At 72.6% G+C, this 18566-nt stretch carries 18 protein-coding genes; 8 read left to right on the top strand and 10 right to left on the bottom strand.

Annotated elements, in window-relative coordinates; all coding sequences use genetic code 11:
• Positions 1-3: 3 nt before the first annotated feature.
• A complete protein-coding gene (locus KBX21_RS15170; RefSeq protein WP_049577932.1) occupies positions 4-1002 on the top strand; it encodes an LD-carboxypeptidase in 999 nt (332 codons plus the stop codon).
• A 113-nt stretch (positions 1003-1115) separates the two neighbouring features.
• Here the strand turns inward: KBX21_RS15170 and map are convergent, their stop codons facing one another.
• Positions 1116-1883 carry a type I methionyl aminopeptidase gene (gene map / locus KBX21_RS15165; protein WP_049577929.1) on the bottom strand — a complete coding sequence of 256 codons (768 nt, stop codon included), beginning with the start codon at positions 1881-1883 and terminating at the stop codon, positions 1116-1118.
• An 81-nt stretch (positions 1884-1964) separates the two neighbouring features.
• On the opposite strand from map, the gene KBX21_RS15160 reads away from it, so the two are divergent.
• The 3 genes from KBX21_RS15160 (at position 1965) to KBX21_RS15150 (ending at position 5049) form a co-directional block, all read left to right on the top strand.
• Positions 1965-2249 (top strand): helix-turn-helix domain-containing protein, encoded by a 285-nt coding sequence (locus KBX21_RS15160; RefSeq protein WP_210842292.1) that lies wholly within the window; start codon positions 1965-1967, stop codon positions 2247-2249.
• 136 nt (positions 2250-2385) lie between these two features.
• Positions 2386-4377: an acyl-CoA dehydrogenase gene (locus KBX21_RS15155; protein WP_210842291.1), complete on the top strand. Its 1992-nt coding sequence runs from the start codon at positions 2386-2388 to the stop codon at positions 4375-4377.
• A gap of 66 nt (positions 4378-4443) precedes the next feature.
• Entirely contained in the window at positions 4444-5049 is a 606-nt protein-coding gene (locus KBX21_RS15150) for a PadR family transcriptional regulator (protein ID WP_210842290.1), read from the top strand.
• A 6-nt stretch (positions 5050-5055) separates the two neighbouring features.
• Here KBX21_RS15150 and KBX21_RS15145 read toward each other — a convergent pair whose 3' ends face one another.
• Positions 5056-5805 (bottom strand): glyoxalase, encoded by a 750-nt coding sequence (locus KBX21_RS15145; RefSeq protein ID WP_049577783.1) that lies wholly within the window; start codon positions 5803-5805, stop codon positions 5056-5058.
• Positions 5806-5919: 114 nt separating this feature from the next.
• Here KBX21_RS15145 and KBX21_RS15140 point away from each other — a divergent pair, with 114 nt between their 5' ends.
• Both KBX21_RS15140 and KBX21_RS15135 read left to right on the top strand, forming a co-directional pair.
• Positions 5920-7185 carry an MFS transporter gene (locus KBX21_RS15140; RefSeq protein WP_049577805.1) on the top strand — a complete coding sequence of 422 codons (1266 nt, stop codon included), beginning with the start codon at positions 5920-5922 and terminating at the stop codon, positions 7183-7185.
• An 83-nt stretch (positions 7186-7268) separates the two neighbouring features.
• On the top strand, positions 7269-7679 hold the full coding sequence (locus KBX21_RS15135) for a hypothetical protein (RefSeq protein WP_049577779.1): 411 nt from the start codon (positions 7269-7271) through the stop codon (positions 7677-7679).
• Here the strand turns inward: KBX21_RS15135 and KBX21_RS15130 are convergent.
• The 7 genes from KBX21_RS15130 to KBX21_RS15100 all read right to left on the bottom strand — a co-directional run bounded on the left by KBX21_RS15130 (position 7669) and on the right by KBX21_RS15100 (position 15854).
• Positions 7669-8190: a hypothetical protein gene (locus KBX21_RS15130; protein WP_199776649.1), complete on the bottom strand. Its 522-nt coding sequence runs from the start codon at positions 8188-8190 to the stop codon at positions 7669-7671. The two genes, KBX21_RS15135 and KBX21_RS15130, sit on opposite strands and share 11 nt — an antisense overlap.
• Before the next feature lie 166 nt (positions 8191-8356).
• On the bottom strand, positions 8357-8572 hold the full coding sequence (locus KBX21_RS15125; RefSeq protein ID WP_210842289.1) for a hypothetical protein: 216 nt from the start codon (positions 8570-8572) through the stop codon (positions 8357-8359).
• A gap of 60 nt (positions 8573-8632) precedes the next feature.
• Complete coding sequence (locus KBX21_RS15120) at positions 8633-9244, bottom strand: TetR/AcrR family transcriptional regulator (RefSeq protein ID WP_210842288.1); 612 nt, start codon at positions 9242-9244, stop codon at positions 8633-8635.
• 22 nt (positions 9245-9266) lie between these two features.
• Complete coding sequence (locus KBX21_RS15115) at positions 9267-10427, bottom strand: acyl-CoA dehydrogenase family protein (RefSeq protein WP_247665775.1); 1161 nt, start codon at positions 10425-10427, stop codon at positions 9267-9269.
• An 8-nt stretch (positions 10428-10435) separates the two neighbouring features.
• Positions 10436-12496 carry a biotin carboxylase N-terminal domain-containing protein gene (locus KBX21_RS15110; protein WP_210842286.1) on the bottom strand — a complete coding sequence of 687 codons (2061 nt, stop codon included), beginning with the start codon at positions 12494-12496 and terminating at the stop codon, positions 10436-10438.
• Between the two features lie 14 nt (positions 12497-12510).
• Positions 12511-14109 (bottom strand): acyl-CoA carboxylase subunit beta, encoded by a 1599-nt coding sequence (locus tag KBX21_RS15105; protein WP_210842285.1) that lies wholly within the window; start codon positions 14107-14109, stop codon positions 12511-12513.
• Positions 14106-15854: an acyclic terpene utilization AtuA family protein gene (locus KBX21_RS15100; RefSeq protein ID WP_049577802.1), complete on the bottom strand. Its 1749-nt coding sequence runs from the start codon at positions 15852-15854 to the stop codon at positions 14106-14108. The genes KBX21_RS15105 and KBX21_RS15100 overlap by 4 nt, the downstream gene beginning before the upstream one ends.
• Before the next feature lie 152 nt (positions 15855-16006).
• On the opposite strand from KBX21_RS15100, the gene KBX21_RS15095 reads away from it, so the two are divergent.
• Both KBX21_RS15095 and KBX21_RS15090 read left to right on the top strand, forming a co-directional pair.
• Entirely contained in the window at positions 16007-16558 is a 552-nt protein-coding gene (locus KBX21_RS15095) for a hypothetical protein (protein WP_247665774.1), read from the top strand.
• A 79-nt stretch (positions 16559-16637) separates the two neighbouring features.
• Positions 16638-17219, top strand: a complete 582-nt coding sequence (locus KBX21_RS15090) for a hypothetical protein (protein WP_210842284.1) — start codon at positions 16638-16640, stop codon at positions 17217-17219.
• Between the two features lie 40 nt (positions 17220-17259).
• Here KBX21_RS15090 and KBX21_RS15085 read toward each other — a convergent pair whose 3' ends face one another.
• Positions 17260-18549, bottom strand: a complete 1290-nt coding sequence (locus KBX21_RS15085) for a thymidine phosphorylase (protein WP_210842283.1) — start codon at positions 18547-18549, stop codon at positions 17260-17262.
• Positions 18550-18566 lie beyond the last annotated feature (17 nt).

Here is an 18566-nt window from a genome sequence, read left to right as displayed (position 1 = left end):
GGGATGGGGACCAACGTGGGTGAGTCGGTGACCGAGGTTCGCGAAGGGGGCCCCGTGGCGGATCCCCGCAGAGCGAGGGCGCTGACCCGTCCGCCGAGACTGCGGGAGGGCGACCGGGTGCGTCTGGTCGCCCCGTGCAGTCCGGTTCCGGACCAGCAGCTGGACGCGGCGGTGGAGGCGCTGCGGGGGTGGGGCCTGGAGGTCGAGCTGGCCGCCCACGTGCGTGACCGCCATCCGGTGCTGCCGTACCTGGCCGGGGCGGACCGGGACCGGGCCCGCGACCTCCAGGAGGCGTGGTGCGATCCCGACGTGCGCGCGGTGTTCTGCGCGCGGGGCGGTGACGGCGCCCACCGCATGCTGGACCTGCTGGACTTCGACGCGATGCGCCAGGCCGCTCCCAAGGCGCTGATCGGGTTCAGCGACATCACCGCGTTGCACGAGGCGTTCGCGGTGGAGCTGGGGATGGCGACCGTGCACGGTCCGGTGGTGGGGACCCGCTACTTCGTGGGTGACGACGTGGCCCAGCGGGAGCTGCACACCACGCTGTTCACCCCCGAGAGGCGTATGCTCCTGACCTCGCCGGGTGCCCGGGCCCTGGTCCCGGGCCGGGTCGCGGGGGTCACCTTCGGCGGGAACCTGAGTCTGCTCAACGACGGGCTGGCCACCCCGCACAGTCGACTCTCGGCGGCGGGCGGCCTCCTGATCCTGGAGGACGTCAACGAGGACGCCGCGCGGCTCGACCGCATGCTCACCCATCTGTTGCGCACGGGGTGGATGGACGGAGTGGCCGGGGTCGCCCTGGGCACGTGGACGGACTGCCCGCCCGACCCCGGGGTCGTCTCCGAGCTGATGCGGGAACGCCTGGAGCCGTTGGGGGTGCCGGTGCTGTGGGGCCTGGACTTCGGGCACTGCCCCGCGCAGCTCACCGTGCCGCTGGGTGTTCCGGCGGTGTTGGACGCCGACGCGGGCACCCTCGCTCTGGGCGTACCGGGACTGGAGTAGCCGGAACAGCGGCCCCCGGGGTCCCCGCCCACCCGCTCGTGCGGGTGGGCGGGGACCCCTGACCCGTCGGGCCGGACCGCGTCAGGGCCGAGCCGCGTCAGGGCCGGACGGCGTCAGGGCAGGGTGAGCACCACCGGGCCGTCCTCGGTGACGGCGACCGTGTGCTCGCAGTGGGCGGCACGGGTGCCGTCGTCGCTGAGCACCGTCCACCCGTCGTCGCCGTGGGCGTAGCCGTCGGAACCGCCGCGCACCAGCATGGGCTCGATGGCGATGACCAACCCCGGGACGAGCCTGAAGCCCCGGCCGGGACGGCCGTCGTTGAGCACGTCGGGGGCCTCGTGCATCGTGCGGCCGATACCGTGACCGCCGTGGTCGGCGGTGAGCCCGTACCCGGCCGCGCGGGCCTCGGTCGCGATGGCGTGGCCGATGTCGCCCACGCGGTCACCGGGGCGCGCGGCGGCGATCCCCCGGGCCAGCGCGGCCTCGGTGTCGGCGATCAGGGTGAGGTCGGCGGGGTCGGCCTCCCCCACCACGAAGCTGATCGCGGAGTCGGCGGACCAGCCGCGCAGGCGCGCGCCGCAGTCGAGACTGACCAGGTCTCCTTCGGCCAGCACCCGCTCTCCGGGGACGCCGTGGACGATCTCGTCGTTGACGCTCACGCAGGCCACCCCGGGGAAGGGCATGGGTGCCCAGCCCGGTTGGTAGCCCTGGAAGAGCGGCTCGGCGCCCGCGTCGGAGATGACCTTGGCGGCGGCGCGGTCGAGGTCGGCGGTGGTGCGGCCGGGCTCGGCGGCCCGGCGTCCGGCGGCGAGCGCGTTGGCGACGACCCGTCCGGCCTCGCGCATGAGTGCGATCTCCGCGGGGGTCTTGATCTCGACCATGGGGAACCCTTTCCGAATGAGGTGAGGATAACTATACCGGTATTAATATACGGCCTCTCGCGCCCGGGATAGACTCACGCCATGGTTCGAGAACCGCTGACCGAAGACCAGATCGAACGCGGCCGTGCCCTGGGGACCCTCCTGCGGGAGGCCCGGGCCGACCGCACGATGGTGGACGTCGCCCGCTGCTCGGGTATCTCCGTGGAGACCCTCCGCAAGATCGAGGGCGGCCGCGTCCCCACCCCGGCCTTCTTCACCGTGGCGGCCGTCGCCGCCACCCTGGGCCTGTCCCTGGACACCCTGCTCGCCCGGGTCGACCCCGCGTCCGACCCCGCACCCGTCCCCCTGCACGGCATCGCCGTCTGACCCGACCCCGACCCCCTCCGCGCCACCCCCTACGTTGGGACTCACACACCCGTGACCCGGGCGTGTACACGGCCGCCCTCCGGCGCGGAGTGGTAACAGGTGAAGGTCGCGTCAACGACGACCACAGGGGGAGCACATGAGCGAACAGGCTCTGTTGAAGCTGGACGAGGCCGAGCTGCGCGGGCTGCTCGACGGGCGTTGGGCCCACGTGCGCGAACGCGCGCGTGACGTGATCCGGGGCGAGGAGTTCGCCCCGGTGTACGGCCTGTCCGTGGAGGAGCACCGCGCCCGCACTCTCAAGCAGCTCATGGCCCTGGCGGGGACCGGCGTGCCCGCCTACGGCTTCCCCGAGTCCGTGGGCGGAACCGACGACATCGGCGCCTCCGTGGTGGCCTTCGAGATGCTCGTCGCGGACATGTCCCTCATGGTCAAGATGGGCGTGCAGTTCGGGCTGTTCGGCGGGGCCATCCGGGCTCTGGGCACCGACGAGCACCACCGGAGGTACCTGCCCGGCGTCATGACCGTGGACCTGCCGGGCTGCTTCGCGATGACCGAGACCGGCCACGGCTCGGACGTGCAGCGCCTGCGCACCACGGCCACCTTCGACCCGGGCACCGGGGAGTTCGTGGTCCACAGCCCCGACGAGTCCGCGCGCAAGGACTACATCGGCAACGCCGCCCGCGACGGACGCATGGCGGTGGTCTTCGCCCAGCTGCGCACGCCGGACGGCGACGGCGGCCTGATCGAGCACGGCGTGCACGCGGTCATGGTGCCCATCCGCGACGCCGAGGGCACGCCCCTGCCCGGGGTGACCGTCGAGGACTGCGGCCCCAAGGCCGGGCTGAACGGGGTGGACAACGGCCGCCTGTGGTTCGACGGCGTGCGGGTGCCCCGCACCAACCTGCTCAACCGGTACGGCGACGTGGCCGCCGACGGCACCTACTCCAGCCCCATCGAGAACCCCAACCGCCGGTTCTTCACCATGCTGGGCACCCTGATCCGGGGCCGCATCAGCGTGGCCGGGGGCGCGGGCACCGCCACCAAGGCGTCGCTGGCCATCGCGATCCGCTACGCCGACACCCGCCGCCAGTTCACCCGCCCGGCCACGGACACCCAGCCGGAGCGGGAGGTACGCGTCCTGGACTACCTCGCCCACCAGCGCAAGCTGTTGCCCGCGCTGGCCCGCACCTACGGCCTGCACTTCGCCCAGGAGGAGCTGGTCACCCGTCTGCACGAGCTGTCCCGGGCCAGCGAGCGCGACGAGCACGCCCAGAGGGAGTTGGAGTCGCGCGCGGCCGGGCTCAAGGCCGTCGCCACCTGGCACGCCACCGAGACCATCCAGACCTGCCGCGAGGCGTGCGGCGGCTCGGGGTACCTCTCGGAGAACCGCATCCCGCAGCTCAAGGCGGACTCGGACATCTTCACCACGTTCGAGGGTGACAACACCGTCCTGTTGCAGCAGCTCACCAAGGCCCTGCTCACGAACTTCAAGGACTCCTTCGGCGACCTCGACCAGCTCGGTCTGGCCCGGTTCATGGCGGGGAAGGTGTTCGAGACCGTCATCGAGCGCACCGCCGCGATCCCGCTGATCGACCGGCTGGTCGCCGCGTCTCCGGGCCGGGACGAGGCCAGCCTGTACAACCGGGGCTGGCACCTGGAGCTGATGGAGGACCGCGAGAAGCACATCATCGAGGGCCTGGCCGGGCGGCTGCGGCGTTCCAGGAAGGACGGCAGCGACGCCTTCGAGGTGTTCAACCAGGCCCAGGACCACGTGCTCGCGGCCGGTCGGGCGCACATGGACCGGGTGGTGCTGGAGGCGTTCGTGGCGGGCATCGACCGCTGCGGCGACCAGTCCACGGCCAAGCTGCTCAACCGTCTGTGCGACCTCTACGTGCTGTCGGTGATCGAGGAGGACCGGGCCTGGTTCCTGGAGCACGAGCGGCTCTCGACCGCGCGCACCAAGGCGGTCACGGCCGCCGTGAACGACCTCTGCCGTGGGCTGCGCCCCTACGCGGTGCGGCTGGTGGACGCCTTCGGGCTGCGTGACGAGTGGCTGGGCGCGCCGATCGCTCTGGGCGCCGAGCATCGGCGGCAGGACGAGCAGCTGGCCGCCGAGCAGCCGGCCTGATCCGACCGTTGTGCCCTCACCCCGTAGGCTGGTCCGCGTTGACCACACGGGGTGAGGGGTGCGGGGATGTCGGCCATCCGCTTGCTGGTGCTCGGAGCGGTCCGGCTCCACGGGCGGGCGCACGGTTACCAGGTCCGCAACGACCTGGAGTCCTGGGGCGCGCACGAGTGGTCCAACGCCAAGCCGGGGTCGATCTACCACGCGCTCAAGCAGATGGCCCGACAGGGCCTGCTCGTGGCGCACGAGGTGGCGCCCTCCACCGCCGGTGGTCCGCCCCGGGTCGAGTACGAGGTCACCGGGCGCGGCACCGAGGAGTACTTCTCGCTGCTGCGCACCGCGTTGTCGGCGCACGGCACCGGGCCGGACGTGCTCTCCGCCGGACTCGGCTTCGCCGTGGACCTGCCCCGGGGTGAGGCCCTCACCCTGTTGCGGCGACGGTTGGCGGGGCTGGAGGAGTGGCGCTCCGAGGTGGTGCGGTACTACGACCCCGATCGGGGCCCGGAGCGGATGGGGCACATCGGCGAGATCATGGACCTGTGGGTGCACACCTCGGACTCCGAGGCCGCCTGGACCCGTGGGTTGATCGCGCGGATCGAGGGCGGCGCGTACACCTTCGCCGACGAGGAGGGCACGCCGTTCGAGGGCGTGCTGGCCCCCGACACCGGGGGCTGAACGGCGTCAGGACCGGCCGCCCCCGTCCTCCCGCCACTCCTCCAGGCGGATGGCGTGGTCCAGTTCCCTCTCGACCCGCTGGCGCTCCTCCTCGGTGAGTTCCACCGCCGCCAGCTCGCTCCGCCAGGCCCGGGCCCGTTCCGGGTCGTCCAGGGCCAGGGACAGCTCGACCAGGGTGGCGTGCGCCAGGGCCCGTTCCACCGCCGGGGCCGTCTCCGCGTGCCTGCGCAGGGCGGACTTCAGGTGGCGGTACGCGGCGAGGTCGTCGTTCTTGAACTCCCGGAAGTTGCGCGCCTGGTCGAGGGCCCTGGCGATGCCCTCCAGTTCGGGTGATCCCCCGTAGTCCAGGCCCTCGGGCTCGTCGCGCCGGATGAAGATGAGGCTGTTCCCGGACGGGTCCATCAGAGTGAAGCGGCTCGCACCGGGGCGGAAGCGGGTGACGCGCGGCAGGCCCCGCGACAGGACCCTGCCGTGGGCCGCGCGCATGGCGTCGGTGATGGCCTCGTGGTACGGGGCCACGGCGTCCACCATCACCAGCGCGCCACCGGTGTTCTCCTGAGCGGGGTCCAAGCCCTTGGGCGCGGCGCTGTAGTGGATCTGGAAGCCGCTCCAGGAGAACGCCAGGTAGACGTAGGGCCGGAACTGCTTCCAGGTGACCTCGAAGCCGAGCGACTCGTAGAAGTCGAGGGTGGCCTGGGGGTCGTGGGTGTGCAGACCCGGCACGGTGGTCTCGTTGGGGCGCATCGTCTCTGTCATGCCCCCAAACTACTAGTCAAAATTGACTAGATGCCAGTGGGTTCTCCCGAACCCTTCCCCCGCCCGGCCCGCCTGGTCTAACATGAACCCTCCTCATGTTAGGTGGGTCACACCGTGCGCACGCCCCCGGCGCCACCGCCCCGCGCCCTCGCCGAGCCGACACGCGACGTCCGCGCCCTGTGGGTGGCCGGGATCAGCCTGGCCAACCTCGGCATGTGGATGGCCTTCTTCGGCCCCCTCCAGGTCCTGCTCCCCGAACAGATCGGCCGGGTCAGCCCCGCCGACAAGGAGACCGTCCTGGCCTGGGTCACCGGGGTCGGCGCGGCCATGGCCATGATCGCCACCCCGCTGGCCGGAGCGCTGTCGGACCGCACCACAGGGCCCCTGGGTCGTCGCAGACCCTGGGTCCTGGCCGGAGCCCTGCTCGGCGGCGCCGGGCTGGTCGTCCTCGGCTCCCAGGAGAGCGTCTGGGGCATCCTGCTGGGCTGGTCGTTCGTGCAGACCGCGCTGTCCTGTCTGAACGCCACCCTGCTCGCGGCGGTCCCGGACCACGTGCCCCGGAGCCAGCGCGGCGCGGTCTCCGGGTGGATCGGCATCCCCCAGTCGGCCGGGGTCGTGGCGGCGGTCGTGCTGGTCACCGTGGTCGTCACCGAGGTCTCCCCCGGGTACACACTCATCGGAGTCCTCACCCTGGCCTGCGCCCTGCCCTTCGCGCTCCTGTCTCCCGACCCTCCCCTGCCCCGCGAGGCCCGACCGCCCTGGCGCGACCTCGCCCGGAGCCTGTGGGTCTCGCCCCGGAAGCACCCGGACTTCGCCTGGGCCTTCCTGACCCGGTTCCTCATCGGCACGGGCAACGCGATGTTCATCCTCTACATGCTCTACTTCCTGCGCGACGCCGTGGGGTACGAGGATCTGTTCCCCGGCTCCTCCGCCACGGACGGGCTGCTCACGCTGATCCTCGTGTACACGGCTGCGGTCGTGGCCACCACCGTGGTCGCGGGCGCGGTCTCGGACCGGATCGGGAGACGCCGCGGCATGGTCGCCCTCGCCGGGGTGGTGATGGGCCTGCCCGCGTTCGCTTTGGCACTCGTGCCCACGTGGTCCGCCGTGCTGGTCTGCGCGGTGGTCCTGGGGGTGGGGTTCGGTGTCTTCCTGTCCGTGGACAACGCGCTGGTCACCGAGGTGCTCCCGGCCGCCGAGGGGCGCGCCAAGGACCTGGGAATCGTCAACATCGCCAGTTCGGGCCCGCAGGTGATCGCCCCGGCACTGGCCGGGCCGATCGTCGTCCATCTGGGCGGCTACCCGGTGCTGTACACCATCTGCGGGCTCGTCTCCCTGATGGGAGCGGCGACCGTCTGGGGGATCCGGGGCGTGCGCTGACCCCACGACAGCGGGTGCCCGGAACGGGCTGACCACCGTGTCACCCCTGGCGCCACTCCCCCACCAGGGGTGACCATGGGGGCATGGACGAGCAGAGGACCTGGGACTGGCTGGTCAGGGAGCTGACCGAGGGCGCGGAGACGACGGTCCAGCCCGGCGGGGCCGGCGCCCCGGTGACCTACCGTGCCGCCAGCCGGGCCGAGGTGCTGCCCGGGGAGCGCGGGATCCGGATCAGCTGCTTCCAGGGCCGGGAGCTGGAGGAACCGATGGTCCTGCACCTGGACCCACCCACCCTCGCCGCCCGGCTGCGGGACCTGGTGGAGGAAGCGGTGGCCGCGTTCGGCACCCGGCGCGAGGACGGCCTGACCGAGGCCTTCGAGCTGCTGATGGTCCATCTCCAGGAGACCCTGGACACGGCCAGGCCCGGGGAGGTCCACCTGGTTCCGGCCCGGGGCGGCTTCGACTCCCTGCGAGAGCCGCCCGTCAGTCGCTGACGGCGTCCAGGGTGCCGCTGTCGGCACGGGTGTGCGACGGGGTCTCCTCGCCGCGTTGACGGGCCGGTTCCCACCACCACCAGTGCGTCTGCGGCACCCAGGCGGGGACCTCCTCGACGGTGGCGGGGCTGGCGTTGGCGGCCACCGCCTCCAGGGCGTCGTCGATGCGCGGGAGCGCCTCGAGGTCGATGGGCCGCAGGAAGCTCTCCAGCGGCACGAACGCGTCGCCGAGGATCTGGATCATGGAACGGCGCCAGCAGGCCGGGCGGTAGCCCTCGTGCTGGCCGTTCTCGGCGGCGGTCTGGCTGCGCACCACGTACAGGCTGAGCCGGACCGGGTTGTTGCCGCTCACGAGGAGTTCGGCGAGGGTCGCGTTGAAGTTCTGCCCGGCCGGGGATCCGCGTTCGGCCTCGGTCGTGGCCTGGTAGAGCTCGAAGAGCCGCGCGAACGCGGAGTCCATGAGGGCGTCGCGGTCCCTGCCGCGCGTGGCGCTCTCCGAGAACGCGTCCAACGCCCGTCTGGCCAGGCTGGGAAGGTCCCTGCCCGCGTCCGCTGCCACCGGTCCACCGCCCTGTCCGCAGAAGTGTTGTGAGGAACCGTCGGGGCGGTCCCCCGACCGACGCTTTCGATCATAATCGCCCGCCACGCCGTGGTGGTAGGCGATTACCCAACAGTAGTCAGCGTTGTGGCGCGAGGGAGACCGGGAGGGGGGCGGTGGCCCCCTCCCGGGCCCCCGGGGTCAGCCCGCTGATGCCGGTCAGAGCGGCGAGGGGGACGATCTGGCCGATGAGGGTCACGGTTGCGACGATGTCCAGACCGATACCCGTCCTGATCATCGTGAGCAGCGGGACCGACCCGGAGCCGTGGACGACGGCGTTCTGTGGGGTGGACACCGGCACCGACGGGGTCACCCACGTGCTGATCGGCAACCCGGACGGACAGCCGTCCGGGGTTCAGCCGACGGTCTCCAGGGCCTGGTCGAGCATGGCCGCCCACTGGTGGACGACCCTGCGCCGACGGGGTCCGTCGTCGGTGAGGAGGTTGGCCAGGCCCAGCCCCCGGGCGAGGTCCAGGGTGGCCTGGACCGCCTCCCGCGTTCCGGGCACGGACTCGTCCGCGCCCAGCAGTTCCACGGCCGCGCGGTGCACCTCCCGCCCCACCTGTTCCTCCAGGGGGATGACTCGCGCACGCAGCGCGGGATCGCTGGCGGCCCCGGCCCACAGCTGGAGGGCGGCGTTGAAGCCGGTGCCGCTGAAGGCGTCCACCACCATCTGCACGACGGCCTCGGTGCGGCCCGGCCCCTCCGGAACCGCCTCGGCGCGGCGGCGCAGCTCGGCCCCGCGAGCGTCCACCATGTGCCGCAGCGCGGCGAGGAGGAGGTCCTCACGGGTCGGGAAGTGGTGCTGCGCGGCGCCCCGGGACACCCCGGCGCGCTGGGCGACCGCGCCCACGGTGGCTCCGGCCACGCCGCGTTCCGCCAGGCACTCCACGGCCGCGTCGAGCAGCCGGGCCCGCGTGGCCCGGCTGCGTTCCTGTCTCGGCTCCCGGTCGGATGCCGTGCCCACTGCGCGCCCCTTCTCTCCCGTGTCAGTACGACTTGGGCAGCCCGAGGGACTGCTGGGCCACGTAGTTGAGGACCATCTCCCGGCTCACCGGCGCGATCCGGGCCAGCCGGGCGGCGGCGATGGCCGATCCCAGACCGTACCCGCTGGCCAGGCCGTTGCCCCCGAGGGTCTGCACGGCCTGGTCCACCGATCGAACACACGCCTCGGCGGCGGCGTACTTGGCCATGTTGGCGACCTCCCCGGCGCCCGCGTCGTCGCCGGAATCGTAGCGGAGCGCCGCGTGCTGGGTCATCAGGCGGGCCTGCTCCATCTCGATCTTCACCTGCGCCAGCGGGTGGGCCAGCCCCTGGTGGGAGCCGATGGGCTGGTCGCCCCACACGGTGCGTTCCTTGGCGTAGGCGACGGCCTTGTCGAGGGCGTGGCGCGCGCTGCCGGTGGCCAGGGAGGCGGCCATGATGCGTTCGGGGTTGAGCCCGGCGAAGAGCTGGAGGAGTCCGGCCTCGGGGTCTCCGACCAGCGCGTCGGCGGGCAGCCGGACGTCGTCCAGGAACAGCTGGTACTGGTGGTCGGGGCTGACCAGGTCCATCTCGATGCGCTGGGCCGTGAACCCCGGGGTTCCGGTGGGGACGACGAACAGGGCTGCGGAGAGGCGGCCGGTGTCCTCGTCCTGGACGCGTCCGACCACGAGGACGGCGTCGGCGACGTCCACCCCGGAGATGAAGGTCTTCTGTCCGTTGAGCACCCAGCCGTCGCCGTCGCGGCGCGCGGTGGTGGTGATGCGGTGGGAGTTGGATCCGGCGTCGGGTTCGGTGATGGCGAAGGCCATGATGGACTCGCCGCTGGCCAGCCCGGGCAGCAGCCGGCCACGCTGTTCGGGGGTGCCGAAGCGGGCCAGGACGGTGCCGCAGATGGCCGGGGAGACCACCATCATCAGGGTGGGGCAGCCCGCCGCGCTGAACTCCTCCAGGACGGCTGCCAGGTCGCCGATGCCGCCGCCCCCGCCGCCGTACTCCTCGGGGACGTTGACGCCGAGGTATCCGAGGTCGCCCGCCTCCTTCCACAGTTCCGTGAGGTAGGAGCCCTCCCTGGCCTTGGCACGGTAGTACTCGGAGCCGTACTTGGCCGCGAGGTCGGCGACGGCGGCCCGGAGTTCGACGCGCTCGGGCGGTTCGTTGAAGGTCATGGCACCGGTCACTGATCAGGCCCTTCGTCGTTGTCGGTGTGGTCGAGGACGGCCAGCGGGGCCCCGGCGGGGACCCGGTCCCCCGCGGCGACGGGGAGTTCCCGGACGGTCCCGGCGGCGGGAGCGGTGACGCGGTGCTCCATCTTCATCGCCTCCATGCGCAGCAGGGTCTGCCCCTCGTGGACCCGGTCCCCCACCGCGACGTCCACGGCGGTGACTGTTCCGGGCAGGGGAGCGGGCAGGGCGCCGGGATCGACGGTGGGTTCGGGTGCGGGGAGCGGATCGACGGGTGTGAGGGTGACCGAGCCCAGGGCGGACTCCACGTACACGTCCGCGCCGCCGGGGTGGGGGCCGTACACGTCGAAGGCGCGTCGCAGCCCGTCCACTTCCAGCACCACCCGATCCGGCGTCGCGGAGAGCACCCGGACGTCCTCGCGTTCGGGCAGGTGGGCACCGCGCACGGACCGGAAGGACGAGGTGGTCTCGCGGCCCCCGGGCGTGGTGTGTCGGCGCCGGTGCGGGGCGGAGGGCAGGTTGCGCCATCCGGCCGGGACGCCCGGAGGGAGGACCCCGGTCCCCCTCGCCGCCTCGACCGAGGCCAGGGAGGCGGCGAGCGCGGCCAGCTCCTCCGTGGCCGGGTCGGCGAGGGGGCGGGCGAGGTCGGTGAGCCGGTCGCCGGTCAAAAAGCCGGTGTGCAGTCGTTCGGGACCGCTCTCGGCGTGCGTGAGGTCCGGGTGGCGCAGGGCGCGGACGAGCAGGTCCCGGTTCGTACCCACCCCGTGCAGACGCGCCTGTGCCAGGGCGGCGGACAGGCGGCGGAGGGCGTCCCGGCGGTCGTGGCCGTAGGCGATGACCTTGGCCAACATGGGGTCGAAGTCGGTTCCCACCGTGTCACCGGCCTCCACCCCGTGGTCGAGGCGTACCCCGGGCGCGGTGAGCGGAACGAAGGAGAGGTCCGCGGCGGGGACGTCGAAGGCGTGCAGCGTGCCGGTGCGGGGCCGCCAGTCGTCACCGGGGTCCTCGGCGTACAGGCGGGCCTCCACGGCGTGGCCGCGCGGGGCGGGCGGCCCGGTGCCGGGCAGCGGCTCGCCCTCCGCGATCCGCAGCTGCCACTCCACCAGGTCCAGTCCGGTGACGCACTCGGTGACGGGGTGCTCCACCTGGAGGCGGGTGTTCATCTCCAGGAACACCGGCTCACCCAGGCCCTCGTCCGTGACCGGGACCAGGAACTCGGCCGTTCCGGCCCCCGTGTAGCCGATGGCGGCGGCGAGGTCGCGGGCGGCCCGGTGCAGCCGCTGGCGGACCTCCTCGGACAGCCCCGGGGCGGGTGCCTCCTCCAGCACCTTCTGGTGGCGGCGCTGGGCCGAGCAGTCGCGTTCGCCCAGCACCCAGACCGTGCCGTGGTGGTCGGCGAGGATCTGCACCTCCACGTGACGGCCGCGTTCCACGTAGGGCTCACAGAACACCGCCGGGTCCCCGAACGCGGAGGCCGCCTCGGCGCGGGCGGCCCCGGCCTCCTCCGTGAGGGAGCCGAGGTCGCGGACCACGCGCATGCCGCGTCCGCCTCCCCCGGACACCGCCTTGACCAGGACGGGCAGGTGTTCGGCGCGCACGTCGGCGGGGTCGAGGGCGTCGGCGACCGGCACCCCGGCGTCGCGGGCGACCTTCTTGGCGAGGGTCTTGGAACCCATCTGCTCGACGGCCTCGGCGGAGGGTCCGACCCAGGTGAGTCCGGCGTCGGTGACCGCACGCGCGAAGTCGGCGTTCTCGGAGAGGAAGCCGTAGCCGGGGTGGACGGCGTCGGCTCCGGCGGTGCGCGCGGCGGCCACGAGCGCGCCGGGGTCGAGGTAGGCGTCGACGGGGCCGCGCCCCTCGGGGACGGGCAGGCGTACGGCGGTGTCGGCCTCGCGCACGTGCGCGGCGTCCTCCTCGCCGGGGGCGTGTACGGCGACGGTGGCCACGCCCAGGGTCCGGCAGGTGCGGATGACGCGGCGGGCGATCTCGCCCCGGTTGGCGACGAGCAGCGTGCTGATGGGACGGGTGGGTGTGGTGTGGCTTGTGGGGGTCATGGGCCTTCCCCTTCTCACATTCGGAAGACACCGAAGCGGTCGGTGCCGCGTACCGGTGCGTTGCTGGCGAAGGACAGGCACAGCCCGAGGACGGTGCGGGTGTCGCGGGGGTCGATGACGCCGTCGTCGTAGACCCGGCCGGACAGGAACATCGGCAGGGACTCGGCCTCGATCTGGTTCTCCACCAGCTCGCGCATGGCCGCGTCCTGGTCGTCGTCGTAGCGCTGGCCCTTCTTGGCGGCCGAGGCGCGCGAGACGATCGAGACGACCTCGGCCAGCTGCTTGGGTCCCATGACGGCGGAGCGGGCGCTGGGCCAGGAGAAGAGGAAGCGGGGGTCGTAGGCGCGCCCGCACATGCCGTAGTGCCCCGCTCCGTAGGAGGCTCCGATGAGCACCGAGAAGTGCGGGACGGTGCTGTTGGAGACGGCGTTGATCATCATCGAGCCGTGCTTGATGATCCCGCCCTGCTCGTACTCGGCGCCCACCATGTAGCCGGTGGTGTTGTGCAGGAACACCAGCGGGGTGTTCGACCGGTTGGCGAGCTGGATGAACTGGGTGGCCTTCTGCGACTCGGCGCTGAACAGCACGCCGTTGTCGTTGGCCAGGAGTCCGACCGGGTACCCGTGCAGGGTGGCCCAGCCGGTGACAAGGCCGGGGCCGTAGGAGGGTTTGAACTCGTCGAACTCCGAGCCGTCCACCACACGCGCGATCACCTCGCGCGGGTCCACCGGGACCTTGAGGTCGGGCGGCATGATCCCCAGGAGTTCCTCGGCGGGCAACAGGGGTTCGCGTACCTCGCGGGCGGGGGCGGGACCGACCTTGGCGTGGTTGAGGCGGGCCACGATACGGCGGCCGACGCGGATCGCGTCGTGCTCGTCCTCGGCCAGGTGGTCGGCGAGTCCGGAGACCTCGGCGTGCATGCGCGCGCCGCCCAGGGACTCGTCGTCGCTCTCCTCACCGGTGGCGGCCTTGACCAGCGGGGGCCCGCCGAGGAAGACCTTGGACCGGTCCCGGACCATGACCACGTGGTCGCTCATCCCCGGGACGTAGGCGCCTCCGGCGGTGGAGTTGCCGAAGACCAGGGCGATGGTGGGGATCCCGGAGGCGGAGAGCCGGGTGAGGTGGCGGAAGGTGCCGCCGCCGGGGATGAAGATCTCCTTCTGGGTGGGCAGGTCGGCGCCGCCCGACTCCACGAGGCTGATCATGGGCATCCGGTTGCGTTCGGCGATCTCCCCGGCCCGCTGGGACTTGCGCAGGCTCCAGGGATTGCTGGAGCCGCCGCGCACGGTGGGGTCGTTGGCGACGATCACGCACTCCACGCCCGAGACCACGCCCACCCCGGTGACCACGCTGGCGCCCACGTGGAAGTCACTGCCCCACGCGGCCAGGGGGGAGAGTTCGAGGAAGGGGCTGCCCTCGTCCAGGAGGAGTTCAATCCGTTCCCGGGCCAGCAGACCGCCCCTGGCGCGGTGCCGCTCCACGTAGCGTTCGCCGCCCCCGGCCAGCGCCTTGGCGTGTTCGGTGTCGAGCTCGGCCAGCTTGGCGAGCATGGTCTCCCGTGCCTCGGCGTAGGCCGGGCCCCGGGTGTCGAGTCGGGAGGTCAGAACGCTCACGGGCCCTCCTCGGGCAGCGGGGTCTCGGGCAGCAGGGACTCGGGGACGGGGAGGCGGCGGGCGCGCAGCCACTCACCGAGCCCCTTGGCCTGGGGGTCCAGTCCCTCGCGGCGGGCGGTGCCGGGCGCGAGTATCCCCTCGATCCAGAAGTTGGCGGCCCGCAGGCCGGGGAGCAGGTGGCGGGTGACCCGGAGGTCGGCGGTCTCCGGCAGCAGTTCGCGCAGTGTGTCGGCGGTGAGGGTGTGCGCCAGCCAGCGCCAGGCCTCGTCCGAGGGAGCCCACACGCCCACGTTGGCGTCGGCTCCCTTGTCGCCGCTGCGCGCGCCCAGGACCAGGCCGAGCGGGGCCAGCCTGGTGGGTCCGCCGGGAGGGGGCGCGGGGAGCGGGGGTTCGGGCACCTCCGTGAGCGCCCTGGTGCGGACGGTGTGCGGTACCTGCTCACGTCCGCCTTCGGGGGTGATGACGGTGTGCTCGACCTCGGCGGCTGGGACCAGCGCGTGGGTGACGGTGACCCCGTCCGGCCGGGCGTCGCGGGGCGGCGCGGTGATGTGGAACCCGGCGTAGCTGGAGAGCGCCAACTCCACGGCTGCGGCGCCGAAGCGGCGGCCGATGACGGCGGGGTCGTGGTCACGGGCGACCACGCGCAGGCGCGCGGTGGCGTCGTCCTGGGTGTCGCCGTGGGGGTCGAGGGCGGGGACGAACTCGAACCGAAGGTCGGCGGGGCCCCGGTGGGCCAGGGCGGCGCGCGTCTGGCGTTCGGCCAGGGCCGCCTTCTCCTCGGCGTCCAGGCCGGTGACGAGGAACTCGACCTCGTTACGGAAGCCGCTGATGCCGGTCAGGCCGACCTTGAGGTCCGGTGGCGGGTCCTCCCCGATGGCTCCGCTGATCCGCACCCGGTCCCGCTTCTCCTGGTCGAGCCGGACGGTGTCCAGGCGGGTGGTGACGTCGGGTCCGGGGTAGCGGGCGCCCCGGATCTCGTAGACGAGCTGCGCGGTGACGGTGCCCGTGGTGACCGCGCCGCCGGAGCCGGGGTGCTTGGTGATGACCGAGGTGCCGTCGGCGGCGATCTCGGCGATCGGGAACCCGGGGTGGTCCAGGTCGTGTCCGGCGAGTTCGCGCGGCAGGGCGTAGTTGCCGCCGGTCGCCTGGGTACCGCACTCGATCACGTGCCCGGCGACGGTGGCTCCCGCGAGGGCGTCGAGGTCGTCCCGGGCCCAGCCGAAGTGGGAGACGGCGGGGCCGACCGTCAGCGAGGCGTCGGTGACGCGCCCGGTGACGACGATGTCGGCCCCCGCGTCCAGGCACCGGGCGATGCCGAAGGCGCCCAGGTAGGCGTTGGCTGTGAGGGGGGTGCCCAGGTTGAGTTCTTCGGCCCGGTGCAGCAGGTCGTCACCGGTGACGCAGGCGATGCGGGGCTCGAAGCCGAGACCGTCGGCGAGCTCGGTGAGGCGGTCGGCCAGCCCCCGTGGGTTGAGGCCGCCCGCGTTGGTGACCACGCGGACCCTGCGTTCCATGACGGTGGCCAGGCACTCGCGCATCTGCCGCAGGAAGGTGCGGGCGTAGCCCCGGCTCGGGTCGGCCAGCTGGTCCCGACCGAGGATGGCCATCGTGAGTTCGGCCAGGTAGTCGCCGGTGAGCACGTCGACGGGGCCTTCGGTGAGCATCTCGTGCACGGCCGCGAGGCGGTCGCCGTAGAAGCCGGAGGCGTTCCCGATCCGCAGAGGGGGGGCTGCTGTAGCGGTCATGGGAAAGAGGGTGACACCGGACACAGAAAAGAACAAGCACCCGTGATTGTTTTTCCCCTGAACGACCTCCTCGGGCGAAATGGCCGGAACCGGCCGCAGTCGACCGGTTACGGCGCAGCGAATCGGGACAGAGGAGGGGTATTTTGGCGCGCGTGAGTACCTCCTCAGAAGACACCGCGTCCCCCAGCTCCCCCGACGAGGCCTCGGAGTCCCCCGAGACTCCCGAGACCTCCCCCACCACGGAGTCCCCCGAGACACCCGGGACATCCGCGACCACGGAGCCCCCCGAGACACCCGGGACATCCGCGACCACGGAGCCCTCACCCGCCTCCGAGGCCTTCCTCCAGGGTCAGCCCGCCCCGCACCGCGACTCCCTGTTCGGCGCCGGGACCTTCAGCGTGGCCGGGCTCATCATGCTGGCCACCACACTGCTGTCCACCCAGCTGGTCGGGATCTTCAACACGCAGACCCTGATCGGCGCCAAGGGCACCCTCGGAGCGGCGGTCCAGGGCGAACTCACCGGCGCCGGACTGTTCTCGGCGCTGGCCGTCCTGTGCTCGGCGGTGGCACTGTTCCGGTCGGGCCCCGAGACCCACCCGTGGGTCCGCCACCTGGCAGCCGGCACCGTGCTGGTCGGGATCCTGCTCATCGTGCTGACCGTGCTGTCGTACGTGCTGCTGACCGCCCCCGCGCCCGCCGGCTGACCGGAAATTGGCGGTATCCCTGGTCTGAGCAGGTGATTCTTAGGTCCCGCTTATCCCGATGCGCGGGTACGTTGGCCGCGTGAGTACCGCACCGGAAGACAACGACAAGCCCGAGAACACCACGAGCTCCGGCGAGGGCTCGCCGCAGCCGAAGTTCGAGCCGGGGTACCCCGCCGAGAACCCCGGCGCGACGGATGCCGCCGACTCCGCGGAGGACGGCCTCGCCGATGAGGAGACCGGTCACGACCACGACCACGAACACGAGTTCGGGGTCACCGAGGCCGAGCCCCGACCTGGCGGCGCCTTCTCCACCGAGACCCTCAGCATCGTGGGCCTTGCCCTGCTCGCGGTCACCATCTTCTCCGGCCAGCTGCTGGAGCTCCTCACCAGCATGATCATGCTCGGGGGCCAGCCCATCGACGCCGGGCAGGTCCGCTCGATCGAGGCCCAGCTCTGGATGGGCGGAGCGGTGTCCCTGCTCACCGTGCTCGCCTCGACCCTGGCGCTGGCCCTGCTCAACCGGGGCAGCAGCCCGTGGGCGCGCTGGACCGCCACGGCGACGACTGTGGTCGGTTTCCTGTTCGTCCTCGTCGCCGCCGCCGCGTTCCTGCTGGTGCCGGACGCCGCCCCGCAGCAGATGATGCCCCCCATGCCGAACTAGGGCGTGTTTCCCGGGTCATCCCGCTCCGGGGGACACCGGGTCAGGAGACCCGATCGATGACCAGCGGGCCCGGCTTCCACTCGGCCGCGCCGCCGATGTCGAAGGCGCCCTCGAGCGCCTGGGCGGCGCGGTCGAAGCGTTCGGGCTCGTCCGCGTGCAGGGTGAACAGGGGTTCGCCCGCCGCGACCGCCTCGCCCGGCTTGGCGTGCAGGGTGACCCCGGCGCCGAAGGAGACGTCGTCCTCCTTGCGGGCCCGGCCGGCGCCCAGACGCCAGGCGGCCAGACCCACCTGGTAGGCGTCCAGCCGCGTGACCACACCGGTCTCCGGGGCCAGCACGGTGCGGCGTTCGGCCGCCACCGGCAGCGGCGCGTCCGGGTCGCCGCCCTGGGCACGCACGAGCGCCTTCCACGACTCCAGCGCGCTGCCGTCGCGCAGCGCCTCGGCCGGGTCCTTCACCCCCTTCTCACCAGGAGTCATTCCGGCGGCGGCCAGCATCTCGCGGGCCAGCGCCACGGTGAGTTCGACGACGTCGGCGGGGCCGCCCCCCGAGAGCACCTCCACCGACTCCGCGACCTCCAGCGCGTTGCCGACCTGGCGGCCCAGGGGCGTGGCCATGTCGGTGAGCAGCGCAACCGTGCGCACGCCGTGGTCGTTGCCGATGTCCACCATGGTGCGGGCCAGCTCGCGGGCGGAGGCGGTGTCCTTCATGAACGCGCCCGAACCCACCTTGACGTCCAGGACCAGGGCGCTCGTGCCCTCCGCGAGCTTCTTGCTCATGATGGAGGCCGCGATCAGCGGGATGGACTCCACCGTGCCCGTGACGTCGCGCAGCGCGTACAGCTTGCGGTCGGCCGGGGCGAGCCCGCTCCCGGCCGCGCAGATCACCCCGCCGGTGTCGGTGATGACCTTGCGCATCTCCTCGGTGGACAGCGACGCCCGCCACCCGGGGATGGACTCCAGCTTGTCGAGGGTGCCGCCGGTGTGTCCGAGTCCGCGCCCGGACAGCTGAGGGACGGCGGCGCCGCAGGCCGCCACGGTGGGGGTGAGCGGAAGGGTGATCTTGTCGCCCACACCCCCGGTGGAGTGCTTGTCCGTGGTGGGCCTGGCCAGGTCGGTGAAGTCCAGCCGGTCGCCGGAGGAGAGCATCGCCTCGGTCCAGCGGCTCACCTCAGCGCGGTCCATGCCGCGCAGGAAGATCGCCATCGCCAGCGCCGCCATCTGCTCCTCGGCCACCTCACCACGGGTGTAGGCCCCGATCACCCAGTCGATCTGCTCCGGGGAGAGCTGTCCCCCGTCGCGCTTGGCGCGGATGATCTCGATGACGTCCATGTCATGTTCCTTCCGTC

The sequence above is a fragment of the Nocardiopsis sp. B62 genome, from assembly GCF_018070675.1.
Taxonomy (GTDB): Bacteria; Actinomycetota; Actinomycetes; order Streptosporangiales; family Streptosporangiaceae; genus Nocardiopsis; species Nocardiopsis prasina.
Note: the sequence above shows the minus strand (reverse complement) of the source record. Positions and strands in the feature narration are given on the sequence as shown.